Origin of the sequence: Rhizobium etli 8C-3, from assembly GCF_001908375.1 — a bacterium.
Classification (GTDB): domain Bacteria; phylum Pseudomonadota; class Alphaproteobacteria; order Rhizobiales; family Rhizobiaceae; genus Rhizobium; species Rhizobium etli_B.
This window is the reverse complement of record NZ_CP017241.1, coordinates 377906-394335: the sequence shown is the minus strand read 5'-3', so window position 1 is coordinate 394335 and position 16430 is coordinate 377906. Positions and strand designations below refer to the sequence as shown.

Here is a 16430-nt window from a genome sequence, read left to right as displayed (position 1 = left end):
ATGCGCACGCTTGAAACGAAGACCATCGTCGTCGCCAGCCACAACGCCGGCAAGATCCGCGAGATCCAGGACCTGATCGGGCCGCTCGGCTTCACTGCCAAATCGGCAGCGGACCTGAACTTCATCGAGCCTGACGAAACCGGCACGACCTTCGAGGAAAACGCGACGATCAAGGCTCTCGCCTCCGCAAAGGCAGCGGGAATGCCGGCGCTTTCCGACGATTCGGGACTGGTGATCGACGCGCTCGGTGGCGATCCGGGCGTCTATACGGCCAACTGGGCCGAGACTGCCGACGGCACGCGCGACTTTGGGTTGGGGATGGAGAAGGTGCAACGGGCGCTGGAGAAAGCCGGAGCCACTACGCCGGAGCAACGGCGCGCGCGCTTTGTCAGCGTGCTGTGCCTTGCATGGCCAGACGGCCATACGGAGCTTTTCCGCGGCGAGGTGGAAGGTAGCGTCGTCTGGCCGCCGCGCGGCACCCAGGGTTTCGGTTACGATCCGGTGTTCCAGCCGGAAGGTTACGACATCACCTTCGGCGAGATGAGTGCGCAGGAAAAGCACGGCTGGAATATCGGCGAGCCGCAGGCCCTGTCGCATCGGGCGCGCGCATTCAAACGCTTTGTCGAAACCTGCCTGGAAGCGTAAGGTCGGTTCGTGGAGATACTCGATACACCAAGCTTGACGCGCGATGCGATGCTCCTGCCCGATACCGGCGAGCCAGGTTTCGGCGTCTACGTGCATTGGCCGTTCTGCGCGGCGAAGTGCCCCTATTGCGACTTCAACAGCCATGTCCGTCATCAGCCGATCGACCAGGAGCGGTTCGCCGCTGCATTCGTCAAGGAGATGGCGGCCGTTCGCCGGTTGAGTGGGCCGAAGACGGTGACGAGCATCTTCCTTGGCGGCGGCACGCCCTCGCTCATGCATCCAGCAACGGTCTCGGCCATTCTCGATGGTATCGCCAAGCACTGGCACGTGCAAAACGGCATCGAGGTCACGATGGAGGCCAATCCTTCTAGCGTGGAGGCCGATCGCTTCCGCGGCTATCGCGCTGCAGGCGTCAATCGCCTGTCGCTCGGCGTCCAGGCCCTGAACGACCGGGACCTGAAATTCCTCGGCCGCCTGCACGATGTCGCCGACGCACTGAAAGCCATCAAGCTGGCGCGCGATATCTTCCCGCGCATGTCTTTCGACCTGATCTATGCCCGCCCCGACCAGACCGTCGAGGAATGGGACAAGGAGTTGAAGGAGGCGATCTCCTATGCGGTCGATCATCTTTCACTCTACCAGCTGACGATCGAGGAGGGCACGCCCTTCTACGGCCTGCACAAGGCCGGCAAGCTGATCGTGCCGGACGGGGAGCAATCGGCGATCCTCTACGAGGCGACCCAGGAGATCATGGCACGCGAGGGCATGCCCGCCTACGAGGTTTCCAACCATGCCCGGCCCGGCGCCGAGAGCCGCCATAATCTCACCTACTGGCGCTACGGCGACTATGCCGGGATCGGCCCCGGCGCACATGGACGCCTGACGCAAGGCGCTGAGAAGATCGCAACGGCGACCGAGCGCAAGCCGGAGACCTGGCTCGAGCTTGTCGAGCGCGACGGGCATGGCATTCTTGAGCAGGAACGGCTCGGCTATGACGAGCAGGCCGACGAGCTGCTGCTCATGGGACTGCGGCTGAAGGAAGGCGTCGATCTTGCCCGCTGGCAGCAGCTTTCCGGCCGGGATCCGGATCCGAAGCGCGAAGAATTTCTGCTGGAGCACGGTTTCATCGAGCGGATCGGCAACTCCCGGCTTCGCTGCACGCCGTCGGGCATGCTGATCCTCGATTCCGTCGTCGCCGACCTCGCCTGCTGAGCCTCAGGCTGGCCGCCTTTTCCCAAGTGACATCAACCGCCCGTCGATCGCCGCAAGGCCGACGGCGATCGTCACCATGCCGATCAGATGTTTCGCCTGCAGCTGCTCGCCGAGGATGAGCGTACCCAACAGAATGGCGCTGACGGGAATGAGGAAGGTCACCAGCGCCAGGTTCGTCGCGCCCGCCGTTGCGAGAACCCGGAAGAACAGCACATAGGCGACGGCGGTCGAAAGCAGTGCGAGGCCGGCCAGCGCCAGCCAGGTTTCGATACCAGGAGCGGGCAATGCCCATGGACGGTCGGCAATCAGCGCGATCGGCACCATCAGGATGGTGGAGGCCGTCACCTGGCCTGCGGCGGGCAGCAGCGGCGGCATGTTCATCGCCCGGAAGCGGCGGCCCCAGATGCCGGCGAAGGATTAGGAGATCGCAGCGCCAAGTACGGCGAGTTGCGCCAGCACGTTCGACCCGAGATCGTGAAGCACATCGAAGCCGATCATGTAGGCCACGCCGGCAAATCCGATCAGCACACCAATCAGGCGATGGCCGGTCATCTTCTCGTCGGTGGTCAGTATATGGCAACAACGACGGTAAAGAGCGGCGTCGTGGCGTTCAGGATCGAGGCAAGGCCGCTTGCAATGTGAACCTGGCCCCAGACGATGAGGCAAAAGGGGATCATGTTGTTCAGAACGCCCATGCCGAAGAAGGCAACCCAACTCTTGCCGTCGCGCGGCATCGTGTGGCCCATGAGCCGCACGATGACATTGAGCGCGAGTGCCGCCAGCAGCACCCTGCCCGTGACGATCGTAAACGGCGGCAGCGCCTTGACCAGGATGCCGTTGAACAGGAACGAGCCGCCCCAAAGGAGTGACAGGACCACAAGCATGCTCCATTCGGCCAAGCCCATTTGTTTCTGCATGTCTTTCTCCCTTCATTGTTGGCAAGGCTTACGATGCGGCCGACAATCTCGCCACCCGTTTCTTGCGCACCAGCTTCTGAAAGCTGCGACCTGTACTCGATGAATGGCGCTTGACGATTCTCTTTAGTGAATTGCTTTCATTTTGATATTATTTCGATAATTTTGCTTCGACAAACGAGTCTTTTTCCGCATACGCTTTAGCTGAACTAAATCATGAGCGAGTTTCTGCCATCCCTTTCGGCCCTACGGGCCTTTGAAGCTGCGGCGCGGCATCTGAGCATGACGCAGGCCGCCAAGGAGCTGCATGTGACGCCAGGCGCCGTCAGCCTGCAGATCCGCGATCTTGAAGCTACCCTCCGCATACGGCTTTTTGAGCGGAAAGCGCGCGCGCTCGCCCTCACGGTCGAGGGCGCGGATTACTTCGCCACATTGCAGACCGCCTTCCGGCTGATGAGAGAGGCGACGGCTGCGATTGCGGCGCGGGGGCGCGGTTGTGTGCTGAATGTCACCTGCACGGCAGGCTTTGCGACCTATTGGCTTGTTCCGCGGCTCGGGCGCTTCGAGGAGATCCATCCGGAGATCGACGTGCGCATCAGTGCGTCGCATCGTGTGCTCGACTTTCAGCGCGATGGCATCGATCTGGCGATCCGGCACGGGCTTGGCGGCTATGACGGCCTCGTCAGTGAGCGGCTGGTGGATGACGAGCTGGTGCCGGTCTGCATTCCACCGCTGGCGGCTGAGCTTGGAGACCACCCCTTGCCAGATGGGCTCGCCGGATTCCAGTTGATCCATGATGTCTACCGGCACGACTGGAAGCTCTGGCTGGAGGCAGCAGGCGCGACGAAGGTGGATGCTTCGCGCGGGCCGATCTTCATGCATGGCAATGGCGCCTACGAAGCCATGAAGGCCGGCCTCGGTTTTGCATTGATGCGGCGGTCATTTCTGGACAAGGAACTCGCCGAAGGCGCCGTGGTCGCGCCCTTCCCGCTTGGTGTTGCAAGCCGCCTTGCCTTTCATCTCGTCTATCCAGGCGCGGCACTCGAACGCCCGGCCGTCGCGGCCTTCAGGCGTTGGCTGCTTTCGCAAGCGTGACCACCTCGCGCTTGTCGCCTCTTTCCCTAAAAAGTGGAGTTAAATACTCATAAAAGGGTTTTCATTCGGCTTTTTGTTGATTATGACACTCATGATTTATGAAATAAACTCCCGAGAGTTGCAAGCCGATGAAAATACAAGTCTTTGCCAGGTCGCTGCGGGCTTCCGCATTGACGGGGGCCGCGATGGCCCATCTTCTCCTTCCCGCCGCTGCGCAGGACACGGCCGCCGACAAGCAGCAGGAAGATGGCGCAACAGTGCTTCAGGACATCATTGTCAACGGCGGTAGCGGCGGTGTCATCCAGGCGGACGGCTACGTCGGCAAGAGCAGCGCGACAGGCGCAAAGACCGATACGCCTTTCATCGAGACGCCGCAGTCGATCTCGTCCGTGACGGAACAGCAACTCAAGGACCGCAATCCCCAAACGCTGCTCGACACGATCGCCTATACGCCAGGCACGCGCGTGGGTGCCTATGGTTTCGATCCACGCTTCGACAGCTTCACGGTGCGCGGCTTCGACGTCACCTATACGGGTGTCTTTCGCGACAACCTGCGCCAGCCAGGCGCCGGCTCTTCGCTCTTCAAGACCGAACCCTACGGCCTTGAGGGCGTCTCGATCCTGCGCGGCCCCTCGTCGGCTCTTTATGGCGCCTCCGGCGCCGGTGGTCTCTACAACCTGATCACCAAGCGCCCGACGGAGGAGCCCTATCGTGAACTCCAGTTGCAATACGGCACCCAGCAGCGTTACCAGAGCCAGTTTGATTTCACTGGTCCCGTTGACGACCGTGATCCCTTCTACTATCGCCTCACCGGCCTTTATCGTGATGCCAATACGGAGCAGATCAGCGTTCCCGACGACCGCGTCTACATCGCGCCGGCTTTCACATGGAAGCCGGACGAGGACACAAAGCTTACCATCCTCGGCGAATATTCACGCACGAAGACAGGTGGCACGGCAGCCTATTACAACGACCCGGTCACCGGCGAAGTAACGGATTATTTCGCTGGCAATCCTGCCTTCAACGATTCTGTTCAGAACCAGGGCCGCATCGGCTATGAGTTCGAACACAGGCTCAACGACACCTTCGTCTTCCGCCAGAATGCACGCTTCTCGACATTGAACATCGACACGGATTGGGCCTTCGCCTACGCACCAAACGCGCTCGATCCAACGCTGCTCGATCGCAGCGCCGGCACGTTTGACGAGCGCCTTGCGGCTTTTGTCATCGACAACCAGCTCGAGGCGAGCTTCGATACGGGCGATGTCGACCATACGCTGCTCGCCGGCATCGACTTGACCCGGCTTCGCTGGCGTTCACTCGACGGCCGCGGCGTCTCCCCGCCGCTTGATACCAACGATCCGAGCGCAGGCGCTCCAGTCCCGCACATCGACTTCCAGACCCGCACCGTTCAGGACCAGTGGCAGGCGGGCACCTACCTGCAGGATCAGATGCGCTACGACGCCTGGCTGCTGACGCTCGGCGGGCGTTACGACTGGGTTTGGACCGATACGGAGAATACCGATCTGGTTGCAGACACCGAGGACACCGTCTCCCAGAAGGACAAGGAGTTCTCCGGCCGGATCGGCCTGAGCTACGAGACCGACTTCGGCCTCGTTCCCTATATCAGCTATTCGACCGCCTTCGCGCCGAATGCCGGTATCAACAGGCAAACCAACGCCCCCTTCAAACCCACCGAAAGTCAACAGGAAGAGATTGGCGTCAAATACCTGTTGCCGGACAGCAATACGATGCTTTCTGCCGCCCTGTTCAATATCGATCAGAAAAACAGTCTCTATTACGAAGTCGTAAACCTGCCGAGCGGTCCGGCAAACATTCAGGTCCAGCGGGGCAAGATTCGTTCCCGTGGCCTCGAGATCGAGGCCAACACGAGCCTCGACAACGGCCTGTCGCTGGTCGCGTCCTATACCTTTACGCAGGCCAAGATCCTCGAAGGCCCGACGGGTACTGTCGACAACTATGTCTCCTCCGTGCCGAAGCACATGGCATCGCTCTGGGCCTACTACCGATTCCAGGAAACCAGCCCGGTTTATGGACTGGGCCTCGGCCTGGGTGCCCGCTACATCGGCAAGAGCTACGGCAATGATGAAAACACGACGGAAAACAGTGCCCGCGTGCTTTTCGATGCAGCAGTCAGCTACGACTTTGCGGCACTCGACGACAAGTATGATGGTCTCAGCCTGCAGGTGAACGCCACCAACCTGTTCGACCGCCGCGAGCCCGTCTGCTCGGCGGGCTTCTGCTACCGCGACCAGGGCCGCTCGGTGATCGGCACCCTTCGCTACACTTGGTAGGCCGATGGCAAGCGCGTCGCATCGGGAGAGGAGTATCGAAGACGGGCTGCTTTGCCTTTCGCCAGCCTTTTGCGGCGAGCATGCCTGGTGCCGGGACAAGATGATGTTGAGCAAGGCGCTTGCCGGCGGCGTGCCACTGCCTGCCTTTTTCCGGGAAGGCGGCTTTCAGCGCGCGATCGATCGCTATGCGGAAGTATCCGGCGCCAGCGACCGGCGCGCCGTCGTTTCCATGTGGTCGCTCTACTATTTTTCCGCACTTTCCATCCCCTATTTGCTTGCCCGGCGCCTAAGCGGCCAGGCGCTTCCGGTCGGATTCGAAGAGATGACGATTGCATTGGAGGATAACGGCCTGCCACGCGCCTTCGGCGTCCCGCATGCCGGCACGATTGAAAGCGAGGTGGAGACCGAAAGTTTCGCCGCCGTCGGCCCCCTTCTTGAACACCACCTTGGTGAAGCGGTGATGCGGCTGAGGGCCTGCGGGATCTCGGCAAGGCTGTGCTGGAACAACGCTGCCGTCTATATCGATTATGCATTGCGCCTGACTGGAGGAGCACCGTCAGGCGGTCCCGATCTTCCGCTCTTTGCGCACGGCACCCTGCCGGATGGCGGCGTAAACCCGTTTTGCGGCTGCCTCAGCTACCTGGATGAGGAGGGTGAAAAGGTTGCACGGCGCAAGGTCTGCTGCCTTCGATACATGCTTCCCGGAATTCCAAGCTGCGGCAAACTCTGCGCATTGCCAAGCCAGAGGAACCCTCAATGACCGAGCTTGTCATCACGCGGCGAAATCTGATCGCTATGGCTTCCGTCGTCCTTTGTGCTCCGCATGTTGCAAAGGCGCAGACTGCCTGGCCGCTCACCATCACGGATGCCATCGGCCGCAAGGTGACGATCAGGAAAAAGCCGGAAGCGGTAATCCTTGGGACCGGATTCAATCTTGTCGCCCTGTCGCTGATCCATCCCGATCCCGTCAGCCTGCTCGCCGGCTGGGCAGACGACATGAAGGGCGACAATCCCTTTATCTATGAGGCCTTCCGGCAGAAATTTCCGGCAATCGAAAACGTGCCTTTCGTCGGCAATGGCCAGGCGGATGGGCTGTCCTTCGAGGCAGCGCTTTCGCTCAATGCCGACCTTGCGATCATGGCCATGTGGCAGGCCGACGGCGAACCCGGCCAGCGTGCGATACAGTATCTCGACGCCGTCGGCGTGCCGGTCGTCGTTGTCGATTTCAATCGCGACCCGCTGAAGACCACGCCGCGCGACATGCGCCTTCTCGGCCGGATCTTCGAGCGGAACGAGCAGGCCGAAGATTTCGCCAGGTTCTACGAGACGCGGCTGGAGCGCATCAAGGCCAAGGCAGCGACGGAAACGGGGCCTCTCGTACTGATGGATGCCTTTCCAAGCGAGGTCCGCGCAAGCTGGGCAATCGGCCGCACCGGGCTTGGCGAACTGATCACGCTTTCAGGCGGCCGCAACGCCGCCGACAAGAACCTTCCTCCCCAGGGCGGACCGGTGACTGCGGAATATATCCTTGAAGCCGACCCCGATGTCTACATTGCCACCGGATCACCCGGCGGCACCTATTCGGCCTTTTCAATCGGTCCCGGCGTCGATCCATCGCAAGCCCAGCGCTCGCTCGGCGAGACGGTGAAGATGCCGAATCTTGCACCGCTGAAGGCGGTTCGCGAAGGCAACGTCCACGGTATGTGGAATTTCTTCAATGCCGTGCCGCTGAACATCCTGGCAGCCGAAGCGGTGGCAACCTGGCTAAGGCCGGAACTTTTCCACGACGTCGATCCGGCAAGCAGTCTTGCCGAGATCAACGCGCGTTTTGCCGCGGTCCCTTTCGAAGGTGCCTATTGGACGAGCCTCAAGGCCTAATGGCGACTTGAGGCGCTCGCCTTGAACAGGCTTCCCGTCGGCGTCTGCAAAAACACATCGAGCGGGATGTGCTCCTGATGCAGGAAACCCGTTGCCGGCAGCTTGCCGTCGCGAACCATTTCGATGACGGCGACGACGGACGCCGAGGTCGTCCAGGCGATTGCCGTGCGGCGCGCGCCGGCAATCTCGATCGGATAATAGGCGCGCACGAACTCCTTGCGGCGGAGGCTTCCTGCTTGCGTGCCTTCGGCCGCCACATGGACATAGACCACGTCGTCCTCGACCGGCGGCTTGGCATTGGTCAGGATTTCGCCGGCGAGCTTTCGCTGTTCCCGCATCAGCAACTCATGGAAGAAGAAATTCATCAGCTCCATGTGGCCCGGATAGCGCATCGTCTTGTAGTCGAGATTGTCGACCTTGCCGTGGAGCGTATCGCACATCGTGCCAAGCCCGCCCGACGTTGTGAAGGCTTCAAGCTTGACGCCTTCGACATAGACCGTTTCATGCCATTCCATCGGCGAGACGAGCTTGCGAACACCGCCTTCTATGACCTCGCAATCGTTCAGATATTCGTTGACGACGCCCTCCGGCGACCAGTTGAAGGCATAGCCCAACAAGCCCGTCGGGTTCTGCGGCAAGGCGCCGACACGCATTCGGATCGAGCGGCAGGCGTCGAACCCATCGGCAAGGCTTGCACCAACGATGCCGACGAAGCCCGGCGCCAGGCCGCATTGCGGCGCCATCAGGCCGGACGATGTCCTGGAAAGTTCGAGGATCAAATTGGTGGTCGGAACGTCTTCCGTCAGGTCGAAATAATGAATGCCTGCCACGTGGGCAGCTCGCGCAAGCTCGATATTGAGATGGTATGGCAGGCAAGAGAGTACCGCTTCCGCGCCGGATAGCAGCTCCGTCACGAAGGCCGGGTCTGAAATATCGCCGACACGGCACATGAACGGCACTTCGGCCTGCGGCAATTGCGTATCGACGCCCGTCACTTCGAAGCCGCCCTCGTGCAAAAGCGTTGCCGCAAGCCATCCGACCTTGCCAAGCCCGAGAACGGCGATCCTCTTGAAACTCATGCTGACCCCCATCGCCGTCGAAGCCGCGGCGCTTGCTTCATGTGGCTGTGATAGAAGAAAAAACTCATAAAAGAAAACGGCCGGAATTGCTTCCGGCCGCATATTCACGTGGACGACCACCGATTATTCGTTGATCAGGCGCTTCAGAAGCTCGATCTCGTGCGAAAGCTTGGTGTCTCCCGCAATCAGCTCCTCGATCTTGCGCACCGCGTGCAGCACCGTCGTGTGGTCACGCCCACCGAAGCGGCGGCCGATTTCCGGGAATGAACGCGGCGTCAGCGTTTTCGACAGATACATGGCGATCTGCCGCGGCTTTACGATGACGCGCGTGCGCCGGTTCGAAACCAGCTCCTGGCGGGACACATTGTAGTGGCGTGCGACGATGCGCTGAATATCCTCGATGCGCACCCGGCGCGGCTCGCCGGATCCGACCAGATGGGCAAGCAGTTCGTCCACCCGCTCGATCGACAGGTTCGGCTCGAAGGAGCGCCGGAAGATCAGCTGATTGAAGGCGCCTTCCAATTCGCGGCCGCTTGCCGTCACGCTGCGGGCGACATGCGAGAGCAGCTCGGCCGGAATTTCCAGGGATGGATCCTCCAGACGGGCCGCACTCAGGCGACGCTTCAAGATCTCGAGGCGCATCTCGTAGTCGGGCGCATCAAGCTCGATCGCCACGCCGCCCTGCAGACGGGAACGCACCCGCGGGTCGAGCGATTCCAACTCCCAGGGCGCCCGGTCGGCGGCAACCACCACCTGCTTGGCGCTGTCGAGCAGCATGTTCAGCAGGTGGCAGAACTCGTGCTGGATCATCTTGCCTTGCAGGAACTGCATGTCATCGATGATCAGAAGGTCGATATTGCGGAGCGAGTCCTTCAGCGTCAGCGCATCGTTGTCCCGGATCGCCGTTGCAAAACGCCACATGAAATACTCGGCCGTCAGATAAACGACGCGCAGCGCCCGCGGATTCTGAACCGCTGCGTTGGCGATCGCCTGCAGCAGATGGGACTTGCCGAGACCGACATTCGAATGAACGAAAAGCGGGTTGAAGCGCACCGCGCCCTGTCCTGCTTCCGCAATCGTTTTTGCCGCAGCAAGCGCAACGCGGTTGGAGCTGCCTTCGACGAAGGTGTCGAAGGTGAAGCGTGAGTCGAGCGGCGAACCGAACAGCGGCTGGCCGACCGTTGCGGGACGGGCGGCAGCGGCGGCCGAAACGGCCTGTTGAATCGCCTGACCCGCAGGCTGAGCAGCAAGCGGCCGACGCATTGGCGTGACCGGTGAAGCCGGCTCTTGGGAAGCCGCCTCATCGATCGGCTTCATGCCGGGACGCGTTGCTGTACGGACGAGAATTTCCACCTTCAGGATTTCTGCATCTTCCTGCCGGAAAAGGCTGGTGATGAGATCAAGGTAGCGGTTGTTGATCCACGACTTGAGAAATGTCGTGGGAACCGAAAGACGCACGACGCTCTTTGAAACCGAATGCAGCTTCAGGCGTGCGAACCAGCTTGCATAAACGTCAGGGCCGACCTGGGCCTTCAGACGCGCACCAACACGCTCGAAAAGTATGCCATGCTTCATGTCTCCTTTTTCTCCCGCCGCATCCGGGCAAATTGAGCCAAACGCCTGCGGTGCATTATCCCCATTTTCAAGCGCACCCGTCGTCAATGAATTCATTTGCATCATGCCGCCTTCCAAATTCATTTCACCGGGCGGACATCAGTCAACAGCCGCCCGATCAATTTTCCCCGTTTTGGCACGCGCAAGGCCCTTTCATGGACCATCATGCATGCCGGTTCACACAAACGCTGTCCCGCAAGGCGAAACCGGCGCAGAAAACCGTGGCGGATACCGCCTTCATGCGGCCTCCGTCATGTTCGCCGCGCCAAGCCGGCTACCGGAACCTCGTTTTCCGGCAAGCCTGCCAAACGCAAATATTACTGTCCCCATCCCCTTCGGCTCCCTTGAACATGGAGCCGCCGAGCGCACAAAGCCTCTTCGTTCCGTGACCAGCCACGGTCCCGGTGTAAATAGCTCAAGTGCTTGAAAAAACGGAGAGATAGCTACTCCGTGGCAAATGGCACAAACCCATCGCCCTGCCGGTGTGGCAGTTTAGACTGAGCCTTTGCAGGTGATGTCCGCGCCCTTTGCTGGAAGCCATTTAGGCAGGATCGCTTGCCGAGATCAATGATGAATTTTACGCAAAATTAACAAGCGACCATTGACTCCGGGGCCCGTTTTTGGGCGTCACGCCAATGTCAAAAAAGAATCGCAGGAGAATCAAGGAGATTCCCGAAGTGGGTATTTTGGACACGCATTGAAAGAAAAAAAATAAAAATCCGCTTGACTCACAACTAAGCCCACCGGAACGCAGAAGAGTCGCTCAAGCTGGAAACATCCTTGCGCAACTATTTGATTCTAAAGGTTTTTTCATGTCATCCCAGTGACACGAAACAGTCGCCAAATTAACCAATCCGGAGAGGATCATCGGAATCGAAAAAGCCCGGCTTGATTACCGGGCTAATCATAACGATCAATTTGTTAATCAAAGATTATGCGGTGGCAGTCGCCGACAGAGCCTTCACACGAGCAGCGAGCCGCGAGACTTTGCGCGATGCCGTGTTGGCATGGACGACGCCCTTGCTTGCAGCGCGCGCCAGTTCCGGCTGCGCTGCCAGGAAGGCTTCCTTTGCCTTGGCAGCATCACCCGCTGCAAGTGCCTCTTCGACCTGGCGAACGAAAGTGCGAACGCGCGAGCGACGAGCCTTGTTGACGTCGGTACGGCGGGCGATCTTGCGGGTCGCTTTTTTCGCCGAAGTTGTATTGGCCATGGATGCCTCTCTCAAGAATTCGAACAAACTCCGCCACCACCGCGGGCCCTGCGGCCACAACTTTCAGCAATGCGGGAGCATAAACGGAAAACCTGATCGGCTTCCCGAACCGTGGGCGGGCATATAACTCTAAAGCCGGCCCGCGTCAACGCGCATTTTCAAGGAAACGCCGCCTTTGTCCCATGGAATGACGATCAGCGGTGTTTAAAGGCCGGCTTTCGTTTGTCGATGAAGGCCGCCATGCCTTCCTTCTGGTCTTCGGTTGCGAAAAGGCTGTGGAACAGACGGCGCTCGAAACGCAGGCCCTCCTCCAGCGTGGTTTCCAGCGCGCGATTGACCGCCTCCTTGGCCATCAGCACCGAAGGCTGCGACAGCGAGGCGATCTTGGCGGCCGCCGCCAGCGCTTCGTCGAGCAGCCGCTCGGGCGCCACCACGCGCGAAACGAGCCCAGCACGCTCGGCTTCCGCCGCATCCATCATCCGGCCGGTCAACACCATATCCATGGCCTTCGATTTGCCGACCATGCGCGTCAAGCGCTGCGAGCCGCCCATGCCGGGGATGACGCCGAGTGTGATCTCGGGCTGGCCGAATTTGGCAGTTTCCGACGCAATGATAAAATCGCACATCATTGCCAGTTCGCAGCCGCCCCCCAGTGCGAAGCCGCTGACGGCAGCGATGACCGGCTTGCGAGCCTTGGCGATCTCGTCCCAGCCGCTGATGAATTCGGTCTTGTACATATCGGCAAACTGCAGCGGCTGCATTTCCTTGATATCGGCGCCGGCTGCGAAAGCGCGTTCTGATCCGGTCAGAACGATTGCACCGATCGCCTCGTCGGCATGGAAATTGGCATAAGCCTGCTTCAGTTCCTCAAGGACGATGGAATTCAGCGCGTTCAGTGCCTGCGGCCGGTTCAGTGTAATCAGACCGACATTGCCGCGTGTTTCGACAATCAGCGTTTCATAGGCCATGCTTGCCTCCCTATTTCTGGCAGTCCGGGCAATAAAAGGTGGAACGTCCTGCCTGCACGATGCGCGAGACCGTACCGCCGCAACCGGGTGTGCGGCAAGGCAGACTTTCGCGGTCATAGACCGAAAAGGAATGCTGGAAATAACCGAGCGAGCCGTCGGTCTGGATATGGTCGCGAAGCGACGAGCCGCCGGCCCTGATCGCATCGGCGATGACGCTGCGGATAGATGCGACGAGCAGACCAAGCTGCTCCTTCGGCGTTCCTGTCTTGGTGACCATGGTCCCCGCAGCGCGTGCCGGCATCAGGTGTGCGCGCCAGAGCGCCTCGCACACATATATATTGCCGAGACCGGCAACGTTTTTCTGGTCGAGGAGAGCGCCCTTCAGGGGCTGTGCCTTTCCCGCAAAGCGTTCTGCCAGGTAGGCCGCACTCAGTTCGTTGCCGGTCGGCTCCGGCCCGAGGCCGAAAAGGAAGGGAGTGTTGTGAAGCTCGCAGCGATCGGCGATATCCATGAAGCCGAAGCGGCGTGGATCATTGTATATGACGCGGGCCTCGCCACCCTTGCCTTGCAGATGGAAAATCGCATGGTCATGCTTCTCGTCCTTCGACCGCTTGGAGCGAAAATCGCCAGGCGTTTCACTGGCTGGCCCCTGCTCGATACGGAAGGAGCCAGACATGCCGAGATGGGAGATGATGGTCTTGCCGCTGTCGAGGTCGATCAGCAGATATTTGGCACGGCGGCCAAGCCCGATGATCGTGCGGCCCGAAACCTCGTCTTCGAAATTGTCCGGGAAGGGAAAGCGCAGGTCGCCGCGGCGAAGCTCCAGCCTCTCGATGCGCGCGCCCTCCATGGCGGGCGAAAGACCCCGCTTCACCGTTTCGACTTCTGGCAATTCCGGCATGTTAACCCATCTGTATCTAAACGTGTTTCAACTGCGGACGATGTGGGTTATAGCGCCAGTAAGCCGCGGGTATTACCCGCCTCCACAGATAGCGTCTCAAGCGGCCTTTCGCTATGGTCGCCGTACCGATTTCGAGTAACGGAGTAGTCCGATGTCAGAAAGCCGTACTTCCGCCAATGGCGGCATGGAAACATCCTACGGCTTCCGCGAGGTGCCGAGTGGCGAGAAGCAGGGTCTCGTCAACGACGTCTTCCATAAGGTCGCAAGACGCTACGATATCATGAACGATGTAATGTCGATGGGGATGCACCGCGTCTGGAAGGATGCGATGGTTGCAGCGCTCAATCCGCGCAAGGACTCGGGCTACAAGGTGCTGGATGTTGCAGGCGGCACGGGCGATATCGCCTTCCGTATCGTCGAGGCATCGAACCGCCTGGCGCACGCGACCGTGCTCGACATCAACGGCTCCATGCTCGGCGTCGGCGCCGAGCGGGCGGACAAGAAGAAACTTCGCGACAATCTCACCTTCATCGAGGCCAATGCCGAGAGCCTGCCCTTCGAGGCCGGCACCTTCGATGCCTATACGATCGCCTTCGGCATCCGCAATGTGCCGCATATCGACGTGGCGCTCTTGGAAGCTCATCGCGTGCTGAAGCGCGGCGGCCGCCTGCTGGTGCTGGAATTTTCGGAAGTGGACATGCCGCTCCTGGACAAGGTTTACGAGGCCTGGTCCTTCAACGCCATTCCGCGGTTCGGCAAGGCAATCACCGGCGACGCCGAGCCCTATCAGTATCTCGTCGAATCCATCCGCAAGTTCCCGAACCAGGAAAATTTCGCTGAAATGATCCGCAATGCCGGCTTTTCGCGCGTGACCTACACCAGCTACACCGGTGGTATCGCGGCCTTGCACTCGGGTTGGAAGCTTTGATCTGAATGAGTGCTTTCGGAGCATATTTTCGGCTCTTGCGGGTCGGCTGGATTCTGGTGCGCGAGGGCGTTGTTTCGGCGCTGCCTTCAGAAGGCTTGCCGCCTTCCGTCAGCCTTGCCAAATCCTTTGTCGGCCTGTTTGCGCGCAGCCGGGCAAAAGCCAAGAAGCGCAGCGATAGGCTTGCCCGGGCCGTCGAGCGGCTCGGACCTTCCTATGTGAAGATCGGTCAGTTTCTGGCGACCAGGCCTGACGTCGTCGGCGTCGAATTCGCCGACGACCTTTCGCAGCTCCAGGACCGGATGGCCTTCTTCCCGATCGCGGCGGCAAAGGCGAATATCGAAGGCTCGCTCGGTCGCCCGATCGAAGAGCTTTATGTGACTTTCGACGATCCGATTGCCGCAGCCTCTATTGCCCAGGTGCATCCTGCAGAGGTCAATACCCCCAACGGCCGCAAGAAGGTCGCCGTCAAGGTGGTGCGCCCCGGTGTGCGGCAGCGATTCGCCCATGACATCGAGGCAATGTACCTCGTCGCCGGCATGCAGGAGCGCTTCATGCCCTCGAGCCGGCGGCTGAGGCCGGTCGAGGTCACGAAGACGCTCGAGCAGTCGACCAAGGTCGAGATGGACCTCCGGCTCGAGGCGGCTGCACTTTCGGAGATCGCCGAAAACACGGGACAGGATCCAGGCTTTCGCGTCCCCAAGGTGGATTGGGAACGCACCGGACGCGACGTCATTACCATGGAGTGGATCGACGGCGTCAAGATGTCCGATGTCGAGGGGCTGCGCGCTGCCGGCCACGATCTCAACACCCTTGCCGATATCCTCATCCAATCGTTCCTGCGCCACACGCTGCGCGACGGCTTCTTCCATGCCGACATGCATCCCGGCAATCTCTTCGTCGATTCAGGCGGCATGATCGTCGCCGTCGACATGGGCATCGTCGGTCGGCTCGGAAAGAAGGAACGGCGCTTCCTTGCCGAGATCCTCTATGGCTTCATTACGCGCGACTACGTGCGTGTCGCCGAGGTGCATTTCGAGGCGGGCTATGTGCCCGGACATCACAATGTTGAAAGTTTCGCGCAGGCAATCCGGGCGATCGGCGAGCCGATCCACGGCCAGCCTGCTGAAACGATCTCGATGGGCAAGCTGTTGACGCTGCTCTTCGAGGTAACGGAACTTTTCGACATGCAGACCCGGCCCGAACTGGTGATGCTGCAGAAGACCATGGTGGTCGTCGAAGGCGTATCGCGAATGCTGAATCCGCGTTTCAACATGTGGAAGGCATCGGAGCCCGTCGTCGGCGACTGGATCCGCAACAATCTCGGTCCGAAGCGGGTCGTCACCGACCTCAAAGACGGACTGAAGGCTGCCGTGAAGCTGGCGGAAGCCGTTCCGGAAATCGCTGCGAAGACCGAGAAATTCCACCATCAGTTGCTGCATATGAGCGAGCATGGACTGCGCTTCGACGCTGAAACGGCCGACGCGATCGGCAAATCCGAGGCACGCTACAGCCGATCCGGCCGCCCGGCGCTCTGGATTATCGCATTGACGCTTCTCTATATAGCCTGGATGCTGAGCTGAGGCCCAGACACAAACAATTGCATGCTGTGTTCGGCATTTGGGATATCTCAAATTGCGCAGTGCTCGCTTAGTCTCGCATTCAAGGAGACC

The 16430-nt window shown here is 60.3% G+C and carries 13 protein-coding genes and 1 pseudogene; 8 read left to right on the top strand and 6 right to left on the bottom strand.

Annotated elements, in window-relative coordinates; all coding sequences use genetic code 11:
• Together rdgB and hemW are read left to right on the top strand one after the other, a co-directional pair.
• Positions 1 to 645, top strand: a complete 645-nt coding sequence (gene rdgB, locus AM571_RS01985; RefSeq protein WP_074059957.1) for an RdgB/HAM1 family non-canonical purine NTP pyrophosphatase — start codon at positions 1 to 3, stop codon at positions 643 to 645.
• A gap of 9 nt (positions 646 to 654) precedes the next feature.
• Positions 655 to 1857 (top strand): radical SAM family heme chaperone HemW, encoded by a 1203-nt coding sequence (gene hemW, locus AM571_RS01980; protein ID WP_074059956.1) that lies wholly within the window; start codon positions 655 to 657, stop codon positions 1855 to 1857.
• Between the two features lie 3 nt (positions 1858 to 1860).
• On the opposite strand, the pseudogene AM571_RS01975 reads toward hemW, so the two are convergent.
• A pseudogene (locus tag AM571_RS01975) lies at positions 1861 to 2774 on the bottom strand (DMT family transporter).
• A 213-nt stretch (positions 2775 to 2987) separates the two neighbouring features.
• On the opposite strand from AM571_RS01975, the gene gcvA reads away from it, so the two are divergent.
• From gcvA to AM571_RS01955, 4 genes are all read left to right on the top strand, one after another.
• Positions 2988 to 3866 carry a transcriptional regulator GcvA gene (gene gcvA, locus AM571_RS01970; protein WP_074059955.1) on the top strand — a complete coding sequence of 293 codons (879 nt, stop codon included), beginning with the start codon at positions 2988 to 2990 and terminating at the stop codon, positions 3864 to 3866.
• A 185-nt stretch (positions 3867 to 4051) separates the two neighbouring features.
• Positions 4052 to 6181 carry a TonB-dependent siderophore receptor gene (locus tag AM571_RS01965; RefSeq protein ID WP_237358523.1) on the top strand — a complete coding sequence of 710 codons (2130 nt, stop codon included), beginning with the start codon at positions 4052 to 4054 and terminating at the stop codon, positions 6179 to 6181.
• Between the two features lie 4 nt (positions 6182 to 6185).
• Positions 6186 to 6941: a siderophore-iron reductase FhuF gene (gene fhuF / locus AM571_RS01960; protein ID WP_074059953.1), complete on the top strand. Its 756-nt coding sequence runs from the start codon at positions 6186 to 6188 to the stop codon at positions 6939 to 6941.
• Positions 6938 to 8059 carry an ABC transporter substrate-binding protein gene (locus tag AM571_RS01955; protein ID WP_074059952.1) on the top strand — a complete coding sequence of 374 codons (1122 nt, stop codon included), beginning with the start codon at positions 6938 to 6940 and terminating at the stop codon, positions 8057 to 8059. The genes fhuF and AM571_RS01955 overlap by 4 nt, the downstream gene beginning before the upstream one ends.
• Here AM571_RS01955 and AM571_RS01950 read toward each other — a convergent pair.
• The 5 genes from AM571_RS01950 to mutM form a co-directional block, all read right to left on the bottom strand.
• On the bottom strand, positions 8056 to 9138 hold the full coding sequence (locus AM571_RS01950; protein WP_074063022.1) for a saccharopine dehydrogenase family protein: 1083 nt from the start codon (positions 9136 to 9138) through the stop codon (positions 8056 to 8058). The genes AM571_RS01955 and AM571_RS01950 overlap by 4 nt on opposite strands.
• 123 nt (positions 9139 to 9261) lie before the next feature.
• A complete protein-coding gene (gene dnaA, locus AM571_RS01945) occupies positions 9262 to 10815 on the bottom strand; it encodes a chromosomal replication initiator protein DnaA (protein WP_074063021.1) in 1554 nt (517 codons plus the stop codon).
• An 869-nt stretch (positions 10816 to 11684) separates the two neighbouring features.
• Positions 11685 to 11963, bottom strand: a complete 279-nt coding sequence (gene rpsT / locus AM571_RS01940; protein ID WP_022713448.1) for a 30S ribosomal protein S20 — start codon at positions 11961 to 11963, stop codon at positions 11685 to 11687.
• A gap of 194 nt (positions 11964 to 12157) precedes the next feature.
• On the bottom strand, positions 12158 to 12931 hold the full coding sequence (locus tag AM571_RS01935) for an enoyl-CoA hydratase (protein ID WP_074059951.1): 774 nt from the start codon (positions 12929 to 12931) through the stop codon (positions 12158 to 12160).
• A 10-nt stretch (positions 12932 to 12941) separates the two neighbouring features.
• Positions 12942 to 13832: a bifunctional DNA-formamidopyrimidine glycosylase/DNA-(apurinic or apyrimidinic site) lyase gene (gene mutM / locus AM571_RS01930; protein ID WP_074059950.1), complete on the bottom strand. Its 891-nt coding sequence runs from the start codon at positions 13830 to 13832 to the stop codon at positions 12942 to 12944.
• 151 nt (positions 13833 to 13983) lie between these two features.
• On the opposite strand from mutM, the gene ubiE reads away from it, so the two are divergent.
• A complete protein-coding gene (gene ubiE / locus AM571_RS01925) occupies positions 13984 to 14760 on the top strand; it encodes a bifunctional demethylmenaquinone methyltransferase/2-methoxy-6-polyprenyl-1,4-benzoquinol methylase UbiE (protein WP_074059949.1) in 777 nt (258 codons plus the stop codon).
• A 5-nt stretch (positions 14761 to 14765) separates the two neighbouring features.
• Positions 14766 to 16340, top strand: a complete 1575-nt coding sequence (ubiB, locus tag AM571_RS01920) for a 2-polyprenylphenol 6-hydroxylase (protein ID WP_074059948.1) — start codon at positions 14766 to 14768, stop codon at positions 16338 to 16340.
• The last annotated feature ends 90 nt before the right edge of the window (positions 16341 to 16430 follow it).